At 69.4% G+C, this 15481-nt stretch carries 14 protein-coding genes; 12 read left to right on the top strand and 2 right to left on the bottom strand.

The features are described from left to right. Positions 1 to 64 precede the first annotated feature (64 nt). Positions 65 to 1453 (bottom strand): MFS transporter, encoded by a 1389-nt coding sequence (locus ACMCNK_RS28180; protein WP_412741022.1) that lies wholly within the window; start codon positions 1451 to 1453, stop codon positions 65 to 67. A 1-nt stretch (position 1454) separates the two neighbouring features. On the opposite strand from ACMCNK_RS28180, the gene ACMCNK_RS28175 reads away from it, so the two are divergent. From ACMCNK_RS28175 to ACMCNK_RS28135, 9 genes are all read left to right on the top strand, one after another. Continuing rightward, positions 1455 to 2480, top strand: coding sequence for a GlxA family transcriptional regulator (locus tag ACMCNK_RS28175; protein WP_412739361.1), 1026 nt, complete (start codon positions 1455 to 1457; stop codon positions 2478 to 2480). Positions 2481 to 2665: 185 nt separating this feature from the next. Further along, a complete protein-coding gene (locus ACMCNK_RS28170) occupies positions 2666 to 4333 on the top strand; it encodes a GspE/PulE family protein (protein WP_412739360.1) in 1668 nt (555 codons plus the stop codon). A gap of 175 nt (positions 4334 to 4508) precedes the next feature. Continuing rightward, on the top strand, positions 4509 to 5645 hold the full coding sequence (locus ACMCNK_RS28165) for a type IV pilus twitching motility protein PilT (RefSeq protein ID WP_412739359.1): 1137 nt from the start codon (positions 4509 to 4511) through the stop codon (positions 5643 to 5645). A 4-nt stretch (positions 5646 to 5649) separates the two neighbouring features. Further along, positions 5650 to 6882, top strand: coding sequence for a type II secretion system F family protein (locus ACMCNK_RS28160; protein WP_412739358.1), 1233 nt, complete (start codon positions 5650 to 5652; stop codon positions 6880 to 6882). Positions 6883 to 6959: 77 nt separating this feature from the next. After that, the gene (locus ACMCNK_RS28155; RefSeq protein WP_412739357.1) at positions 6960 to 7418 is read left to right on the top strand and encodes a type II secretion system protein; all 459 of its coding nucleotides are present in this window, start codon (positions 6960 to 6962) and stop codon (positions 7416 to 7418) included. Between the two features lie 75 nt (positions 7419 to 7493). Continuing rightward, complete coding sequence (locus ACMCNK_RS28150) at positions 7494 to 8282, top strand: prepilin peptidase (protein WP_412739356.1); 789 nt, start codon at positions 7494 to 7496, stop codon at positions 8280 to 8282. Positions 8283 to 8311: 29 nt separating this feature from the next. Then, positions 8312 to 9337 carry a type IV pilus assembly protein PilM gene (gene pilM, locus ACMCNK_RS28145; protein WP_412739355.1) on the top strand — a complete coding sequence of 342 codons (1026 nt, stop codon included), beginning with the start codon at positions 8312 to 8314 and terminating at the stop codon, positions 9335 to 9337. Continuing rightward, positions 9337 to 10047, top strand: a complete 711-nt coding sequence (locus ACMCNK_RS28140) for a PilN domain-containing protein (protein WP_412739354.1) — start codon at positions 9337 to 9339, stop codon at positions 10045 to 10047. Before pilM ends, ACMCNK_RS28140 begins: the two co-directional genes overlap by 1 nt. Continuing rightward, entirely contained in the window at positions 10047 to 10637 is a 591-nt protein-coding gene (locus ACMCNK_RS28135; protein ID WP_412739353.1) for a hypothetical protein, read from the top strand. The genes ACMCNK_RS28140 and ACMCNK_RS28135 overlap by 1 nt, the downstream gene beginning before the upstream one ends. Before the next feature lie 2 nt (positions 10638 to 10639). Here ACMCNK_RS28135 and ACMCNK_RS28130 read toward each other — a convergent pair whose 3' ends face one another. Continuing rightward, complete coding sequence (locus ACMCNK_RS28130) at positions 10640 to 11293, bottom strand: GntR family transcriptional regulator (protein WP_412739352.1); 654 nt, start codon at positions 11291 to 11293, stop codon at positions 10640 to 10642. A 176-nt stretch (positions 11294 to 11469) separates the two neighbouring features. Here ACMCNK_RS28130 and ACMCNK_RS28125 point away from each other — a divergent pair, with 176 nt between their 5' ends. Genes ACMCNK_RS28125 through ACMCNK_RS28115 form a run of 3 tightly spaced genes read left to right on the top strand, consistent with a single transcriptional unit; the run spans position 11470 to position 15466 of the window. Then, positions 11470 to 13248, top strand: coding sequence for a putative Ig domain-containing protein (locus ACMCNK_RS28125; RefSeq protein WP_412739351.1), 1779 nt, complete (start codon positions 11470 to 11472; stop codon positions 13246 to 13248). After that, positions 13248 to 13970: a type II secretion system protein J gene (locus ACMCNK_RS28120; protein WP_412739350.1), complete on the top strand. Its 723-nt coding sequence runs from the start codon at positions 13248 to 13250 to the stop codon at positions 13968 to 13970. The genes ACMCNK_RS28125 and ACMCNK_RS28120 overlap by 1 nt, the downstream gene beginning before the upstream one ends. Before the next feature lie 5 nt (positions 13971 to 13975). After that, positions 13976 to 15466, top strand: a complete 1491-nt coding sequence (locus ACMCNK_RS28115) for an RICIN domain-containing protein (protein WP_412741021.1) — start codon at positions 13976 to 13978, stop codon at positions 15464 to 15466. The last annotated feature ends 15 nt before the right edge of the window (positions 15467 to 15481 follow it).

The raw sequence follows: 15481 nt of genomic DNA, 5'->3' as shown, positions 1-15481 counted from the left end.
CGGCGGTCCCGACTACCGTACGTGGGCCGACCGCCACAGGGAAGAAGGAAATGACGCTGCCAGGTCACGGGGTGGAGGCGGTGGCGGCCGGGTACGCCAGCCCGATGCCCGCACCGGCCGGCCCGGCCCCACCGCGTTGCGCCGCACGTTTGCCGGCCAGCAGCATGAGCGACAACAGCGACGCGCCCAGCGCCAGTGCCCCGGCCGTGTACCAGGCGGCGTCGTACGCCCCCAGCCGGTCGCGCACCAGGCCCGCGGCGGTGGCGGCGACGGCGGCGCCGACCTGGTGCGCGGCGAACACCCAGCCGAACACGATCGCCCCGCCGGCACCGAAGTATTCGCGGCACAACGCGACCGTGGGCGGCACGGTGGCGACCCAGTCGAGCCCGTAGAACAGGATGAACACGACCATGCTCGGGTGCGCGGTGGCGGCGAACAACGCGGGCAGCACGAGCAGCGACAATCCGCGCAGCGCGTAGTACGCGCCGAGCAGCAGCCGGCTGTCCACCCGGTCGGTGAGCCACCCGGAGGCGATCGTGCCGGCGATGTCGAACAGCCCGACCAGCGCGAGCAGCCCCGCCGCGGTCGTCTCCGGCATGCCGTGGTCGTGCGCGGCCGGGATGAAATGCGTACCGATCAGGCCGTTGGTGGTGGCACCGCAGATCGCGAAGCCACCGGCGAGCAGCCAGAACGCCCGGGTCCGCGACGCCTGCCGCAGGGCCCGCAGCGCGGCACCCGCGGCACCGCCCGCCCCGGCCACGGCAGGTGCGGGGTTCACCGCCCGGGCCTCGGCCGGCGGGGCGCCGTAGGCGGTGACGCCGAGGTCGGCCGGTGAGTTCCGCAGCCGCCACCACACCAGCGGAACGACGAGCAGGGCGGCGCTCGCGACGGTCAGCGCGGCGGTGCGCCAGCCGTGATCGGCGGTGAGGCGCGCGAGAACCGGCAGGAAGATCAGCTGCCCGGCGGCACCCCCGGCGGTGAGGACACCGGTGACCAGGCCGCGGCGTTGCACGAACCACCGGTTGGTCACGGTGGCCACGAAGGCGAGCGCCATCGACCCGGTGCCGAGCCCGACCAGTACGCCCCAGCAGAGCACGAGCTGCCAGCTCGCATTCATCAGTACGGTGAGCCCGCTGCCCGCCGCGACCAGCAGCAGCGCGCCCATCACGACGCGGCGGATGCCGAACGCGTCCATGAGCGCGGCGGCGAACGGGGCGGTGAGGCCGTACAGCAGCAGGTTGACCGAGACGGCCGCGGAGATCGTGGCGAGCGACCAGCCGAACTCGTCGTGCAGGGGGCGCAGCAGCACGGACGGGGTGGCCCGGAAACCGGCGGCGCCGACCAGCGCCACGAACGCGACGGCGGCCACGGCCCAGGCGGGGTGGATGCGGTGTTTGGTCACCGTTCGAGTCTGCGAATCTTCGGTCGCCGAAACGAGTGGCCCGGAGGCCATCATGCGCAAGAATCGAGCCATGACGCATGCGGTCGCCGTCCTGGCCCTCGACCATGTGATCGCGTTCGATCTCGGCGTACCCACGCAGGTCTTCCACGCCGCCCGCGACGCCGACGACACCCGCCGGTACGCGGTGACGATCTGCTCCGAGGGCGGCCGGCCGGTGCGCAGCACCGCCGGCTTCGCGGTGCTGCCGGATCACGACCTGACCGCGCTGTCCACGGCCGACACCGTGATCGTTCCGGGGGTGGGCGGCGGCAGCCCGGTGACCGAGGGCACGGTGAGCGCCGCGGTGGCCGAGGCGCTGCGGGCGGCACACGCGCGCGGCGCCCGGGTCGTGTCGATCTGCACCGGGGCTTCCGTGCTGGCCGCGGCCGGGCTGCTGGACGACCGCCCTGCGGCGAGCCACTGGGCGTGGGCACGGCGGCTGCGCGCGCTCTACCCGCGGGTCCGGTGGGACTTCGAGGTGCTGTTCATGGACGACGGCGACGTACTCAGCTCGGCCGGGGTGGGTGCGGGCATCGACCTGTGCCTGCACCTGATCCGCAGTGATCACGGCAGTGAGATGGCGAACCGGGCGGCCCGCCGGTGTGTGGTGCCGCCCTGGCGCGACGGCGGTCAGGCCCAGTACATCGAACGACCGGTCCCCGCGGCCGCCGGGTCCGGCACGGAACCGACCCGGGCGTGGGCACTGGACCGGCTCGCCGAGCCGGTGACCTTGGAGGAGATGGCCGCGCACGCCCAGATGAGCGTGCGCACGTTCACCCGGCGGTTCCGGGCCGAGACGGGCCTGAGCCCGGCGCGCTGGCTGCTGCAACAGCGGGTGGCGCACGCGCGGCTGCTGCTGGAGTCCACCGACCTGGCCGTCGACGCGGTGGCCCGGCGCTGCGGCCTGGGCAGCGCGAGCGCGCTGCGCCAGCACCTGCACGCGGCCATCGGGGTCGCCCCGTCTGCCTACCGCAAGACGTTCCGCCGGTCCGGGGCGGCCGCCGCGACAGGCCCGGGCGATGCGGCGGGGGCCGCTTAGCGGGCGGGGGCCGCGGGCATTACCAGCGAAACACGCGCGGCCCGGGGAAACGAACACCGGGCACCAGAGCAGGACGTGACGCCCACCGCAGTCGGATGGCAAGGCCGCCGCTCAGTTCGGCGTACGGGTGTCCGATGGGACAGACGTACACCCTCTTCGCTTTCGTTTTCGTCCCCGGGGATGACATGGATCAGACGTTCCGACCGCTGCTCGACGCGCTGAAGCAGATCGGTGTCGATCCGCATGCGGTCGACGCCGCGGCGGAGGAGGCCCAGCGCAGTGGCCGATCCGTCCGGGCCGTCCTGATCAACGACCAGGTGGTCACCGAGGAGCAGCTGACCGAGGCCGCAGCGGCCTCATTCGGGCTCAAGACGCTCGACCTGGTCGGTTTCTCCCCCGACCCGGCCGCGCTCAAGCGCATCCCGCTGCCGGTCGTGCTGCGCCACCGCGTACTCGGCCTGATGATCAACGACGGCGAGCTGACGGTCGGCGTCACCGACCCCGGCGACGTCGTGGCCATGGACGACGTGCGCGCGGCCACCGGCATGTCCGTACGGTGCGTGCTGGTGCAGCGCAGCGAGGTCCGCCGGATCATCGAGCGGCTCCAGCGCGAGGCCAGCGACCTGGGCGACTTCAGCGACGAAGCGGCGGACGACGCCGCGGGCATGACCGCGCAGGCGACCAGCGTCGAGGACGCGCCGATCGTGCGCTACGTCAACAACCTGATCGAGCAGGCCGTCCAGAACCGCGCCTCCGACCTGCACCTGGAGCCGACCGAGGACGAGATGCGGGTCCGGTACCGCATCGACGGCGTGCTGCACGAGGTGGACACGGTCCCGCGCGGTGTCATGGCCGCGCTCACCTCCCGCATCAAGATCATGTCGGGTGTCGACATCACCGAGAAGCGGATCCCGCAGAACGGCCGCATCACCGCGCTGATCCGGGACCGCACGGTCGACCTGCGGACCGCCACCCTGCCGACCGTGTGGGGCGAGAAGATCGTGCTCCGGGTGCTCGACACCGGCGGCATCGACCTGGACATGAACAAGCTCGGCTTCACCGAGCACAACCTCACCCGGTTCGCCGAGTCGTTCACCAAGCCGCACGGCATGGTCCTGGTCACCGGCCCGACCGGTTCCGGCAAGTCCACCACGCTGTACGCCACGCTGGGCCGGATCAGCAAGCCGGAGATCAACGTGATCACGGTGGAGGACCCGGTCGAGTACCGGCTGCGCGGCATCAACCAGGTCCAGGTGAACACCAAGGCCGGGCTGACGTTCGCGGCCGTGCTGCCCGCGATCCTGCGTACCGACCCGGACGTGGTGCTGATCGGTGAGATCCGGGACGGCAACACCGCGCAGATCGCGGTCGAGGCGTCGCTGACCGGTCACCTCGTGCTCTCCACGCTGCACACCAACGACGCCCCCGGCGCCGTGACCCGGCTCACCGAGATGGGGATCGAGCCGTTCCTCGTGGGCTCGTCGCTGGACGCCGTACTCGCCCAGCGGCTGGGCCGGCGGCTGTGCGACTGGTGCAAGGAGGCGTACGTCCCGGAGGCCGAGGAGCTGGAGGCCGCGCGGTGGCCGTACCAGGACCTGGCCGTGCCGGAGGCGCTGTACCGGCCGAAGGGCTGCCGTAACTGCGCCAACACCGGCTACCGGGGCCGGATCGCGCTGCACGAGGTGATGCCGGTCTCCCCCGAGATCGAGTCGCTCACCATCCGCCGGGCCTCGGCGGGCGAGATCCGCGAGGTGGCCGTCGCCCAGGGCATGTACGACCTGCGCGCGGACGGCCTGGCCAAGGCAGCCGGTGGCCTCACTTCGGTCCGCGAGGTCATGCGCGTCGCGATCTGACCCTCGGTCACCACACAGCGTCGCGTTGTTGTGACCCTGTGCATCCGGGTCGCGAATCGTAGCCCAACCAGTGCCACAGTGCGCCCAATTCGGTCTTTAAGGGCTCTAAAGCGGCCCTCCACCTTGCCGAATGTGTGGGCGTCAGTCCCTCCGCAGAGATTGTCGGTACCGCGCTATGCACACGCTCGACCAGGGCGCCGCCCCCTACGCCGCGCCGGCCGAACCGGCCTACGACGGCTCCGGCGACCTGGCGGTGCTCGACCAGATGCTCCGCATGCTTGTCGAGTCGCGCGGCTCCGACCTGCACCTGACGGTCGGCTCGCCCCCGATGATCCGCGTGGACGGCGGCCTGCGACCCCTACCGGGGTACGGCAAGCTCAACGCCGCGGACACCGCCCTGCTGGCGCGTGCCGCGCTGAACCCGAAGCAGTGGGACACGTTCCTGCGCGAGAAGGAGCTCGACTTCGCGCACAGCATCGTCGGCGTCTCCCGGTTCCGCGGCAACATCTACGTGCAGCGCAACTCGTTCGGCGCGGTGTTCCGGGCCATCCCGCACAAGATCAAGCCGCTGGACGAGCTGGGCATGCCCGACTCCGTGTCCCGGCTGGCGTACCTGCCTCGTGGGCTCGTGCTGGTGACCGGCCCGACCGGTTCCGGCAAGACCACGACGCTCGCCTCGGTGCTGGACCTGGCCAACCGCAGCCGGTCCTCGCACATCATCACGATCGAGGACCCGATCGAGTTCCTGCACCCGCACAAGCGCAGCATCGTGAACCAGCGCGAGGTCGGCGCGGACACCGAGACGTTCGCGAGCGCACTCAAGCACGCTCTGCGGCAGGACCCGGACGTCATTCTCGTCGGTGAGCTCCGTGACCTGGAGACCACGTCGACCGCGCTGACGGCCGCGGAGACCGGTCACCTCGTACTCGCGACGCTGCACACGCAGAGCGCGACGCAGACGATCGACCGCGTCATCGACATCTTCCCCCCGCACCAGCAGCTGCAGATCCGTGCCCAGCTCGCGGCCAGCCTCCAGGGCGTGGTCACCCAGGCGCTGGCGCCGCGGGCCGACGGCAAGGGCCGTGTGGTGGTGTGCGAGATCCTCACCGCCACCCCGGCGATCCGCAGCCTCATCCGCGAGGGCAAGTCGCACCAGATCCCGTCGTTCATGCAGGCGGGCGCGAACGACGGCATGTTGGCGTTCGACCAGCACCTGGCAGACCGGGTCCGGGAGGGCCTGGTGTCCCTGGACGCGGCTCTGGAGATCTGCCACTCCGCGGAAGAGCTCAAGCGACTCATCGGACGGATGTGATCTGATGCCAGCGACGAAGACCTACCAGTACAGCGGCATCGACTCTCATGGCCGCAAGACCAAGGGCACGGTCGAGGCCGCCAACGAAGCCGCGGCGACGAACCTGCTGCGCCAGCGCGGCGAGGTGCCGCTGGAGCTGACCCAGGCCGGTCAGGGCCTCAGCCGGGAGCTGAGCATCCCGGGCCTCGGCGGCCGGATCAAGCTCAAGGATCTCGCGGTCTTCTCGCGGCAGTTCGCCACGATGACCGCGTCGGGCATGTCGCTGCTGCGGTCGCTGTCCATCCTGGAGGAGCAGACCGTCGTTCCGGCGCTGAAGAAGGCGGTCGGCGAGGTCCGCGCGGATGTCGCGGGTGGTGTTTCGCTGTCGGCGGCGATGGCCAAGCACGAGAAGGCGTTCCCGCGCCTCATGATCGCGATGGTCCGGGCCGGCGAGGCCGGCGGTATGATCGACCGCGCCCTGGAGCAGATCGCGATCAACCTGGAGAAGGACACCGCGCTCCGCGGCAAGATCAAGAGCGCGATGACGTATCCCGCGATCGTGCTGGGGTTCACGTTCGTCCTGATCGGCGCGGTATTGAAGTTCATCGTGCCGATCTTCGAGGGGATGTTCAAGAACCTCGGCGGCGAGCTGCCCGCGATCACTCAGTTCCTCGTGGACGTCAGCCACAACCTGCCGTGGATCGGGCCGATCTTCCTGGTCGTCACGATCGGCGGCACGCTGACGCTGAAGCACCTGATACGTACGCGCGAGGACGTGCGGCTCTTCATGGACAAGCTGAAGCTGCGCCTTCCGGTGTTCGGCTCGCTGTTCCGCAAACTCGCGATGAGCCGGTTCTCCCGCAACCTGGGCATGCTGCTCAACGTCGGTGTGCCGGTCATGCAGGCACTCGCCGTGGTCGGCGAGACCGCCGGCAACGAGGTCATCAACGTCGCCATGCGTGACGTGCAGTCCGCCGTACGCGACGGCCAGCCGATGTCCACCGCACTGCGCCTGCACAAGATCTTCCCCGAGATGGTCACCCAAATGATCGAGGTCGGAGAAGAAAGCGGTCAGATCAGTCAGATGCTCGACAAGGTTGCCGACTTTTATGACCGGGAGGTCGACAGCGCAGCCGAATCGCTGACCGCCGCCATCGAGCCAATCATGGTCCTCGTCATGGGAGCCGTGGTCGGCGGAATGGTGATCTGTCTCTACCTTCCGATGTTCACCATCTACCAGAACATCCAGAGCAACTGACGCTCTGGAGCTCGGCTGCGGGTCCCCAGCCCGCAGGCACCGCCCACCACCCACCCCACTGCACGGAGGCAATACCCATGCGAGACACCATCAAGCGGCTGCGCGCAGCGAAGGGCGACGAGGGCTTCACCCTCATCGAGCTCCTGGTCGTCGTGGTCATCATCGGCGTCCTGGTCGCGATCGCGGTGCCGGTCTACCTGAACTACCGCCAGGGCGCAGCCGACAAGTCCGCCCAGTCCGACGTCCGCGGCGCGATCAGCACGATCGAGCAGTACTACACGGACAACGGCAACGCCTACCCGACCACGCCGGCCGGCAAGCAGGCCGCGAGCTTCAACCTCGGCACCGCGACCGGCACGACCTCGCTGGTCACCCTGTCCGACAAGACCGAGCTGACCTACGTCGGCACCGCCTCGTCGTACAAGGTCTGCGCGCACAACACCGGCGGCAGCGGCAAGGTCTACTTCTACGACAGCACCAAGGGTGGCTCCGTCTCCGTGCCGACCCCCGCGGTCAACATCGCCACCTGCTCCTGACGCACTTCGACCGGGTGGCGCCGTCCCTGCGCCACCCGGTCGCCCACACCCACCGCGAGCGAAAGGAGACCCGCCATGCCGCAGCCGCTGCTGCTCAGCATCGTCGGCCTCCTCGGGCTCGCGGTGGGTTCGTTTCTGAACGTCGTCATTCACCGCGTTCCGCGCGGTGAGTCACTGATCAAGCCGGGATCGCACTGCCCCCAGTGCAGTTCCGCGGTACGCCGGCGGCACAACCTGCCCGTACTCGGCTGGATGCTGCTGCGTGGCCGGTGCGCGGACTGCGCGGCACCGATCAGCGCCCGTTACCCGCTCGTCGAGGCGGGCACCGCGGCACTGTTCGTGGCGGTGGCGGCCCGATTCGGCTGGTCGTGGGAACTGCCCGCGTACCTCTACCTGGCCGCCATCGCGGTCGCGCTGGCCGCGATCGATCTGGACGTGCTGCGCCTGCCCGACCAGATCGTCCTGCCGTCGTACGGCGTCGCTCTGGTCCTGCTGACGCCCGCCATGATCGCCGAGCACAGCTGGTCCGCCGGGTTTCGCGGCCTGGCCGCCGCACTCGTGCTGTACGGGTTCTACCGGCTGCTGGCCACGGTCCCCCGCGGTATGGGCTTCGGCGACGTGAAGCTCGCCCCGCTGCTCGGCTTCTACCTGGGCTGGCTCGGCTGGAGTTCCGTCGCGGTCGGCGCCTTCGCCGGCTTCCTGCTCGGCGGCGTGGTCGGCGCGGCCCTGCTGGTCACCCGGCTCGCGAGCCGCAAGACCCGCATCCCGTTCGGCCCCTACATGCTTGCCGGCGCGTTCCTCGCGGTCTTCGCGGCAGCGCCGATCTCCCACTGGTATTCGTCCCTGCTCGGCCCCGCGGTCTGAGCGAAGTTCTGAGCGAAGAGAGGAAACCGATGGCTGGCGTCAATCCGATCGGGCTGGACATCGGCTCGTCGTCCATCCGAGCCGTGGAGGTACGTCGCGGCAAGGAGGACCACACGCTCACCAACTTCGGCCAGATCCCCCTGCCCCAGGGAGCCGTGCAGGCCGGGGTCGTGCAGGACCCGCTCGCGGTCACCGCGGCGGTCAAGCAGCTCTGGGCGGCGTGCAAGTTCGACACCAAGCGGGTCGTGCTCGGCGTGACCAACCCGCAGCTCGTCGTCCGCGAGGTGTCCGTGTCCAACCTGCCGCCGAAGGAGATGCAGAAGTCGCTGCCGTTCCAGGTGCGCGACATGCTGCCCCTCGCGGTGGAGAAGTCGCTGCTGGACTTCTACCCGCTCGAAGAGGCGGGCGACAACCCGACCGTACGCGGGCTGCTGATCGCCGTACCCAAGGAGGCGGTGCTCACCGCCGTTCAGGCCGTGGAGAAGGCCGGCCTGCGGGTCCAGGGTGTCGATCTGGCCTCGTTCGCCCTCCTGCGGGCTGCCTCACGGCTCGATGCGCAGGTCGAAGCGATCGTGGACATCGGCGCCGAGGTGACCAGCGTGGTCGTGCACGCGGACGGCGAGCCGCTGTTCGTGCGTACGGTGCCCCGCGGCGGCGCGGAGGTCACCCGGAGCATCGCCGAGCGGCTCGGCGTCGACGCGGCCGAGGCGGAAGCCATCAAGTGCCGTTTCGGGCTGCACGGCAACGAGCGCCCGGACAGCGCGACCGCGGTGTCCGACGCGATCCGCCCGCTGGTGAACGAGCTGCGCAGCTCATTCACGTACCTCGCCTCCGGTGAGCGCCAGAAGCAGGTCACGCGGGTGGCGCTGTGCGGCGGGAGCGCGCTCATGCCCGGCCTGGCCGAACACGTACAGGAACAGCTGCGCGTCGCCGTGATGTACGCCGACAACGCTGGTCGCCTGCGCGACACCCGCAAGGCCCAGCCGCGCGGGTTCGACATCTTCGTGCCGTCGGCAGCGGTGTCGATCGGCCTGACCCTCGGAGCGGCAGCCTGATGGCGACCACCCTGATGCCCGTCGACCCGCAGGCCAGCCCGCTGCGGGCCACCCGCCTGCTCACCATCACCGCGAACCTGCTGCCCGAGGAGGTCGTCGCGAGCCGGCGGGCACGTCGTGCCCGCACCGCGGTGCTCGGCGCACTCGTCGGCGTCGTCCTGCTGCTGGGGGGATGGTTCCTGCACGCCCAGCACGAGACACGCACCGCCGACCGGGAACTGGCCGACGCCAAGGCGCAGGTCGAAGACCAGAAGCGGAAGCAGGCGAAGTACAGCAAGGTCGTCGACGTGCAGGCGCAGACCACGATGATCGTGGGGCAGCTCAAGGCCGTCATGGCCGACGACCTGCCGTACACGACGCTGATGGACACGCTGCGGCACACCGGTACTACGGAGGTGACCGTCTCGGGCATCAGCGCCAAGCTCGATGACGCCCAGACGAAGGCCGGCGCGGCCGCCAAGACGGCGGCACCGGTCACCAGCGCCACCATGGGCACCCTGCAGATCATGGGTACGGCCAAGGACAAGAACGCGGTCGCGAGGTACGTCGACTCGCTCGCCAAGGTGCCGATGGTCGTGAACCCGTTCGTCACCAGCGTCGCGCAGGTCGACGGGGGCGGCGGCGTGCAGTTCAGCCTCAACGCCGACATCCGCAGTACGGCGAGGTGCGGTCGGTTCACCACCCCCTGCAAGAGCACCGGAGGCAACTGATGAACTCCCGTCACGTCGACCGGATCTGGCTTCTCGGCGGAGTGGTGCTCATTGTGCTCTTGACGGTCGCGAGCTGGTTCCTGCTGATCCACCCCACGTACGCGCAGGCCGACGAACGACACGGCGAGGCCGGCGATACGCAGACACAGCTCACCCAGCTCCGGAAGAAGAACTCGGAGCTGGCGGCGGAGGACGCCAAACTGCCGCAGTACCAGGCGAAGCTCGACTCCTACCAGGAGGCGCTGACGTCCGGTTCGGGCATGCCCGACTTCCTGCGCGAGCTGCAGAAGATCGGGGACTCGATGGGCGTCCCGGTGAGCGGCCTCACCATCGCCGATGCCACGCCGGTGGCCGGTGCGACCAACGTCGAGTCCCTCGCCATCACGTTGACGGCGGGTGGCAGCCCAGAGGACCTCAGCGCGTTCCTCACCCGGCTGCAGAATGTCCAGCCGCGAGCGCTGCTCATCGACTCGTCGAACCTGAGCAGCAATGACAAGCCCAATGAGATGACGCTCAACCTCACGCTCAAGGCGTTCGTTTCCGGGCCGGCCAACGAGGTGACCCCGGCCCCGAGCGCGACCACCAAGTAGCGTCAGCCCACGTCGAAGAGGTGGCTCTCCACCTGGGCGCGGTACTCCACATAGATCTGCCGGTACCGTTCCACCGCGCCGCGGCGGTCGCCTGCCTCAAGCAGTTCCAGGATCGCGTCGTGTCCGCGGATCCAGGTGGTCCACAGCTCGCTCTCGGCACCCATCGCGAGGATCCGCAGGGTCCGGGCGACCACGAGGTCGACCATCGACTGCAGTTCCCGGTTGCCGCTGGCCAGAATCACGATCGTGCTGAAGTCTGCGCCGGCGGCGCCGGCAGCCAGCGTGTTGCCGGCGCGCAGCCCTTCGACGAACTCCTTCTGCCGTTGCCGCATCAGGTCGATGTGGGTCTCGGTCAGGTTCTCCACACCCCACTCGAAGCCCGCGCACGCCAGCACGTTCATCACGTCGATGAGCTCCAGCGCGTTCTTCTGGGTGACCTTGGTCACGTGCCGGGTGCGGTTGGGGGCGATGTCGATCAAGCCCTCGACGGAGAGCTGGGCGATGGCTTCCCGGACCGGGGTGATGCTCACCCCTAAGCGGGCGGCCAGTTCGGCGTCCTTGACGAGCGTTCCCGGCGGCAGCTCCCCGGAAATGATCTCGTTACGGAGTTGGCGTACCACGGCCGCGGTGCGTGTCGGCGGGACCGCATAGGTCATACCGAGAGCCTACTCACGGTGACCGACGGGCGGAACCGCACCCGCCGGTGCCACATCGGCTGCCGGTTCCGCGAAGTCCGCGCGGATCTTTCTCAGGTCCGCCGCGGGCAGGTCGATGGGGTCGTCTGAGATGTCGGGACCGCCGTGGCTCCGACGCGACCATCGGACGGAGGGGTATGCCAGCCGGTCGGGCCCGCGCCATCGCGCGACTCTGGACGCGCACTGCGCGCCGGTCGTGCCGTTCGACGCCACCCGCCGACGCGGGCGTCACCATCATCGAGGTGATGGTCGGCCTGGCCATCATCGGTACGGTCATGGCCGCGATCGCGCCGTTCATGGTCAACTCCGTCGTCCTGGTCTCGCAGCAGCGCTGGCGGCAGACCGCCGTGCAGCTCGCCAACGACGCCATCGAGCGCGTCCGGGCGCTCGACCCCCAGACGATGCTGGACGGGCGCGGTAAGCAGACCGCCGAGACCGAGTGGAACACCGCACCCCCCACGGTGGCCGCCGAGCTCACCGACACCGAGTCCGCGTACGACGCCGCGGCCTCGACGTTGCCGACCGACGGGGCGCAGGCGCCGCTGCCCACCGAAGCCGTCGCGACGAAGTTGAACAACGTGACGTACAACCAGCGGTGGTACGTGGGCAGGTGCTGGCAGACCAAGACCGCGGCCGGTGCAGCATCGGGCGCGGCCACGGCCTGCACGAAGACCCACGTCGTCGGCGACTCGTCGTACCTGCCGTACATCCGGGTCGTCGTGTCGGTGGACTGGCCGGCCGCGAGCTGTGCGGGCGGCACGTGCATCGTCGTGGCGTCGACGCTGGCCAGCGTCGCCGACGACCCGCAGTTCGACCTCAACCGCCCGCCGCCGGCCCTGGTCGATCCCGGGACCCAGTACACGTACGAGGGCGACCCGTACACCCTGCAGCTGCTGAGCAGCGGCGGGTGGCCGGCGCTGACCTGGAAGATCACGGGCATGCCCGCGGGGATCCCGTACGACACCGCATCCGGCAGGATCAACCCGCCGATTCCCGGGCCGCCGGTCACGCAGCCCCCGCTTGCCACGGGTACGGCGGGGAGCTGGCCGGTCACGGTGCTCCTGACGGACCGCAAGGGCCAGACGGACACGCTGAACTTCACGCTGAACGTCTACCCAGCGCTGAAGATCACCGATCCCGCCGACCAGACCAGCGACCTCGGCAAGCCCGTGTCCCTGAACGTGGCGACCGCGACCGGCGGGGCGACGCCCCCCGCGCTGACGTGGAAGGCCACCAACCTGCCCACCGGCCTGTCGATCAACTCGTCGACCGGCCTCATCACCGGCACCCCCACGACCGCGCAGAACCAGGACGTCACGATCACCGTCACGGACGGCCGGAACAGGTCGGTGACGACGAAGACGTTCAAGTGGAACATCGTGGTTCCGCTGGCGGTGAACGCCGTCGCCGCGCAGACCGCGCGCATCGGCACCCCCCTGACCCTCACCATGGGCGCAACCGGGGGCGCTACGCCGTACAAGTGGTCGGCGGACATCCTGCCCCCCGGCCTGTCGATGGACTCGGCCGGCAAGGTGACCGGCACGCCCACCTTCGGCACCCGCTACGTCACGACCGTGACCGTCACCGACGCCACGGGCCGGACGGCGACCAACACGATCATCTGGAACATCACCAACGACCAGCCCAGTGACCTGCAGGTGTCCGTACCGAACCCGGCGTCGCCGGACCAGACCACCGCGCTCGGTGCGACCGTGTCGCTGAACGCCAAGTCGACCGGCGGCTCCGGCCAGCAGGTCTGGACGGCCGGCACCACCCTGCCGCCCGGCCTGACGATCAGCTCCAGCGGCGTGATCTCCGGCAAGCCCACCGCCCGCGGCACCTACGCCGTCTCGATCAACGTGACGGACAACTCGAACCGGACCGCGACGCTGATGTTCACGTGGAAGGTGACGTGATGCGCAAGCTGCTGCAGCGGGCCGCGACGCGACGTGACGACGAAGGTCTCTCGCTGATCGAAATGATGGTCACGATGGGCATCATGAGCGTGATCGGGGCGATGTTCACGACCGGAGTCATGCAGGTCTACCGCGCGAACAATCTCTCGGACACCCGCGCCAACGCGCAGAGCCAGCTGCACACCGCGTTCCAGCGATTCGACCGGGAACTGCGCTACGCGTCGTGGATCTCCGAGCCCGGGCCGCCGGTCATCGTCGCCGCCGACCGGAATCGCTACTACGTGGAGTTCGCGGAGTCCGACGCGACCCGGTGCGTGCGGCTGCGCCTGGACACCAAACCACAAGCGGCCCCGAACGGTCAGGACGGCACCGGGGTCCTGTCGTTCATGCGATGGACGATCGACCCCAACACCAAAGCCGTGTTGACGACCGGCCCGTGGACCACCGTGGCGTCGAACATCGTCGTGGCGCCCGGCGAGCCACCGTTCGACCGTCAGGAAGCCGGCACCCAGCCGTACGCGACTGCCGCGCCGTACCCGACGTCCATTGCACCGTCTTACGGCAAGAACTTCAGCACGGCGTTCGACCGGCTGCGGATTCGATTCATGACCAAGCTGGCGGGCAGCGAAACCACGGTGGACACCTCGTTCACGGCGGTGAACACCGACAGCGACTCACACAACGACACCACCAACGCGTGCGGTGCAGGGAGGCCGAGTTGAGGATCGTGCGCTGGTCCGGACCCCGCGAGGACGGCGAGCGCGGCTCGCTACCGCTCGCGCTGCTCCTGACGACGATCGGCCTGGCCGCCACCGCCGCGATGGTGCCGGTCGTGGTTCGCCAGGTCGGCAGCACCCGGACGGTCTCCGAGCGAACGGATGCCATGGAGTCCGCCCGGACGGGCGTGGACGTGGCGCTCGCGCAACTTCGCGGGGCCATCGACGTGACGAAGGCCGGGGCGCCCGAGGCGCTGCCGCCGTGCCTGATGGCAGGCACCAACCCGGACGGCACCAAGTACAAGGTGACGATCACCTACTTCGACGAGTCGGGCACCGCGATGCCCTGCCCGCCGCTGGACGTGCCGACGACGGCAAAGGTTGTCGTGACGGGCACCGGCGACAAGGGTGCATCACCCAGCCAGGGCGCGAAGGACACCCGCACCCTGGAGACGACGTACACGTTCAAGACGACGAACGTCAACATCGACGGCGGCAACATCCGGCTCGACCAGCCGACCAACCCGAAGCTGTGCATGGACGTCGACGCCACGACCAGCAAGAAGCCGACCGTGGGTCAGGCCGTACAGATGCAGCCGTGCATCACCCCGCTGCGCAGCGACCAGACGTTCGCTTACACCCCCGACCTCAACATCAAGCTGATCGGTTCCGAGATCGTCAACCCGGCCGGCCTCTGCCTGGACGCCCCGGTGCCGCACAAGAGCGGCGATGCCGTGACGTTCCAGCCGTGCCTCGGGCGCAAGGCGCGGCAGCAGTGGAGCCTCGACAACAGCTCGAACTTCCAGGGCACCTCGGACGGCGTCAACCTCGACGGCTACTGCCTCAACCTGAAGACCGCGGGGGTCGCGGGCCCGCTCGTGATCGGCAGCTGCGGCGGCACCGCCAACCAGAAGGTGTTCCGGCCGGAGGCCGCCGTGGGTGCGGGCATGGCGTCGGTCGACACCGGGCAGCTCATCAACTACCAGCAGTTCAGCCGATGCCTCGACGTCACCAACCACGACGTCAACATGTCGTACATGATCGTGTGGTTCTGCAAGCAGGCCCCGGACGGCAACGTCTCGTGGAACCAGCGGTGGACCATGCCCGCGATCTCCACGTCGCTCGTCACACCGACGTACGGACGATTCCGGACCACCGGCACCAGCAGTCCCGGCGTCTGCCTGCGCAGCCCGCGCTCCATCGCGGCGAACGCCTACGTGACGGTGACGTCGTGCCCCGCGACGCCCGGCGTCGTGCCGCCCGAGCTGAAATGGATCATGTACGGCGCCATCGACGGCGACAAGACCAGCAGCTACCGCATCGTCGACGTGGACGGCCACTGCCTGACGCCGACCGACCTCACGGTGACGAACCCCGACACGCACACCGACGGTACGGCCAAGGCCAAGGTCACGAACTGCGGTAAATCCTATCTGCAGAAGTGGAATGCGCCGCCGAACTTCGACAAGCAGACGGGGCTTTCCGGCACCAACGAAAAGTAATTCTGATGTCCGACC

The sequence above is a fragment of the Krasilnikovia sp. MM14-A1259 genome, from assembly GCF_047159535.1.
Taxonomy (GTDB): domain Bacteria; phylum Actinomycetota; class Actinomycetes; order Mycobacteriales; family Micromonosporaceae; genus Actinoplanes.
The sequence above is the reverse complement of the archived record's forward strand: the minus strand, read 5'-3'. Positions and strand labels throughout refer to the sequence as shown.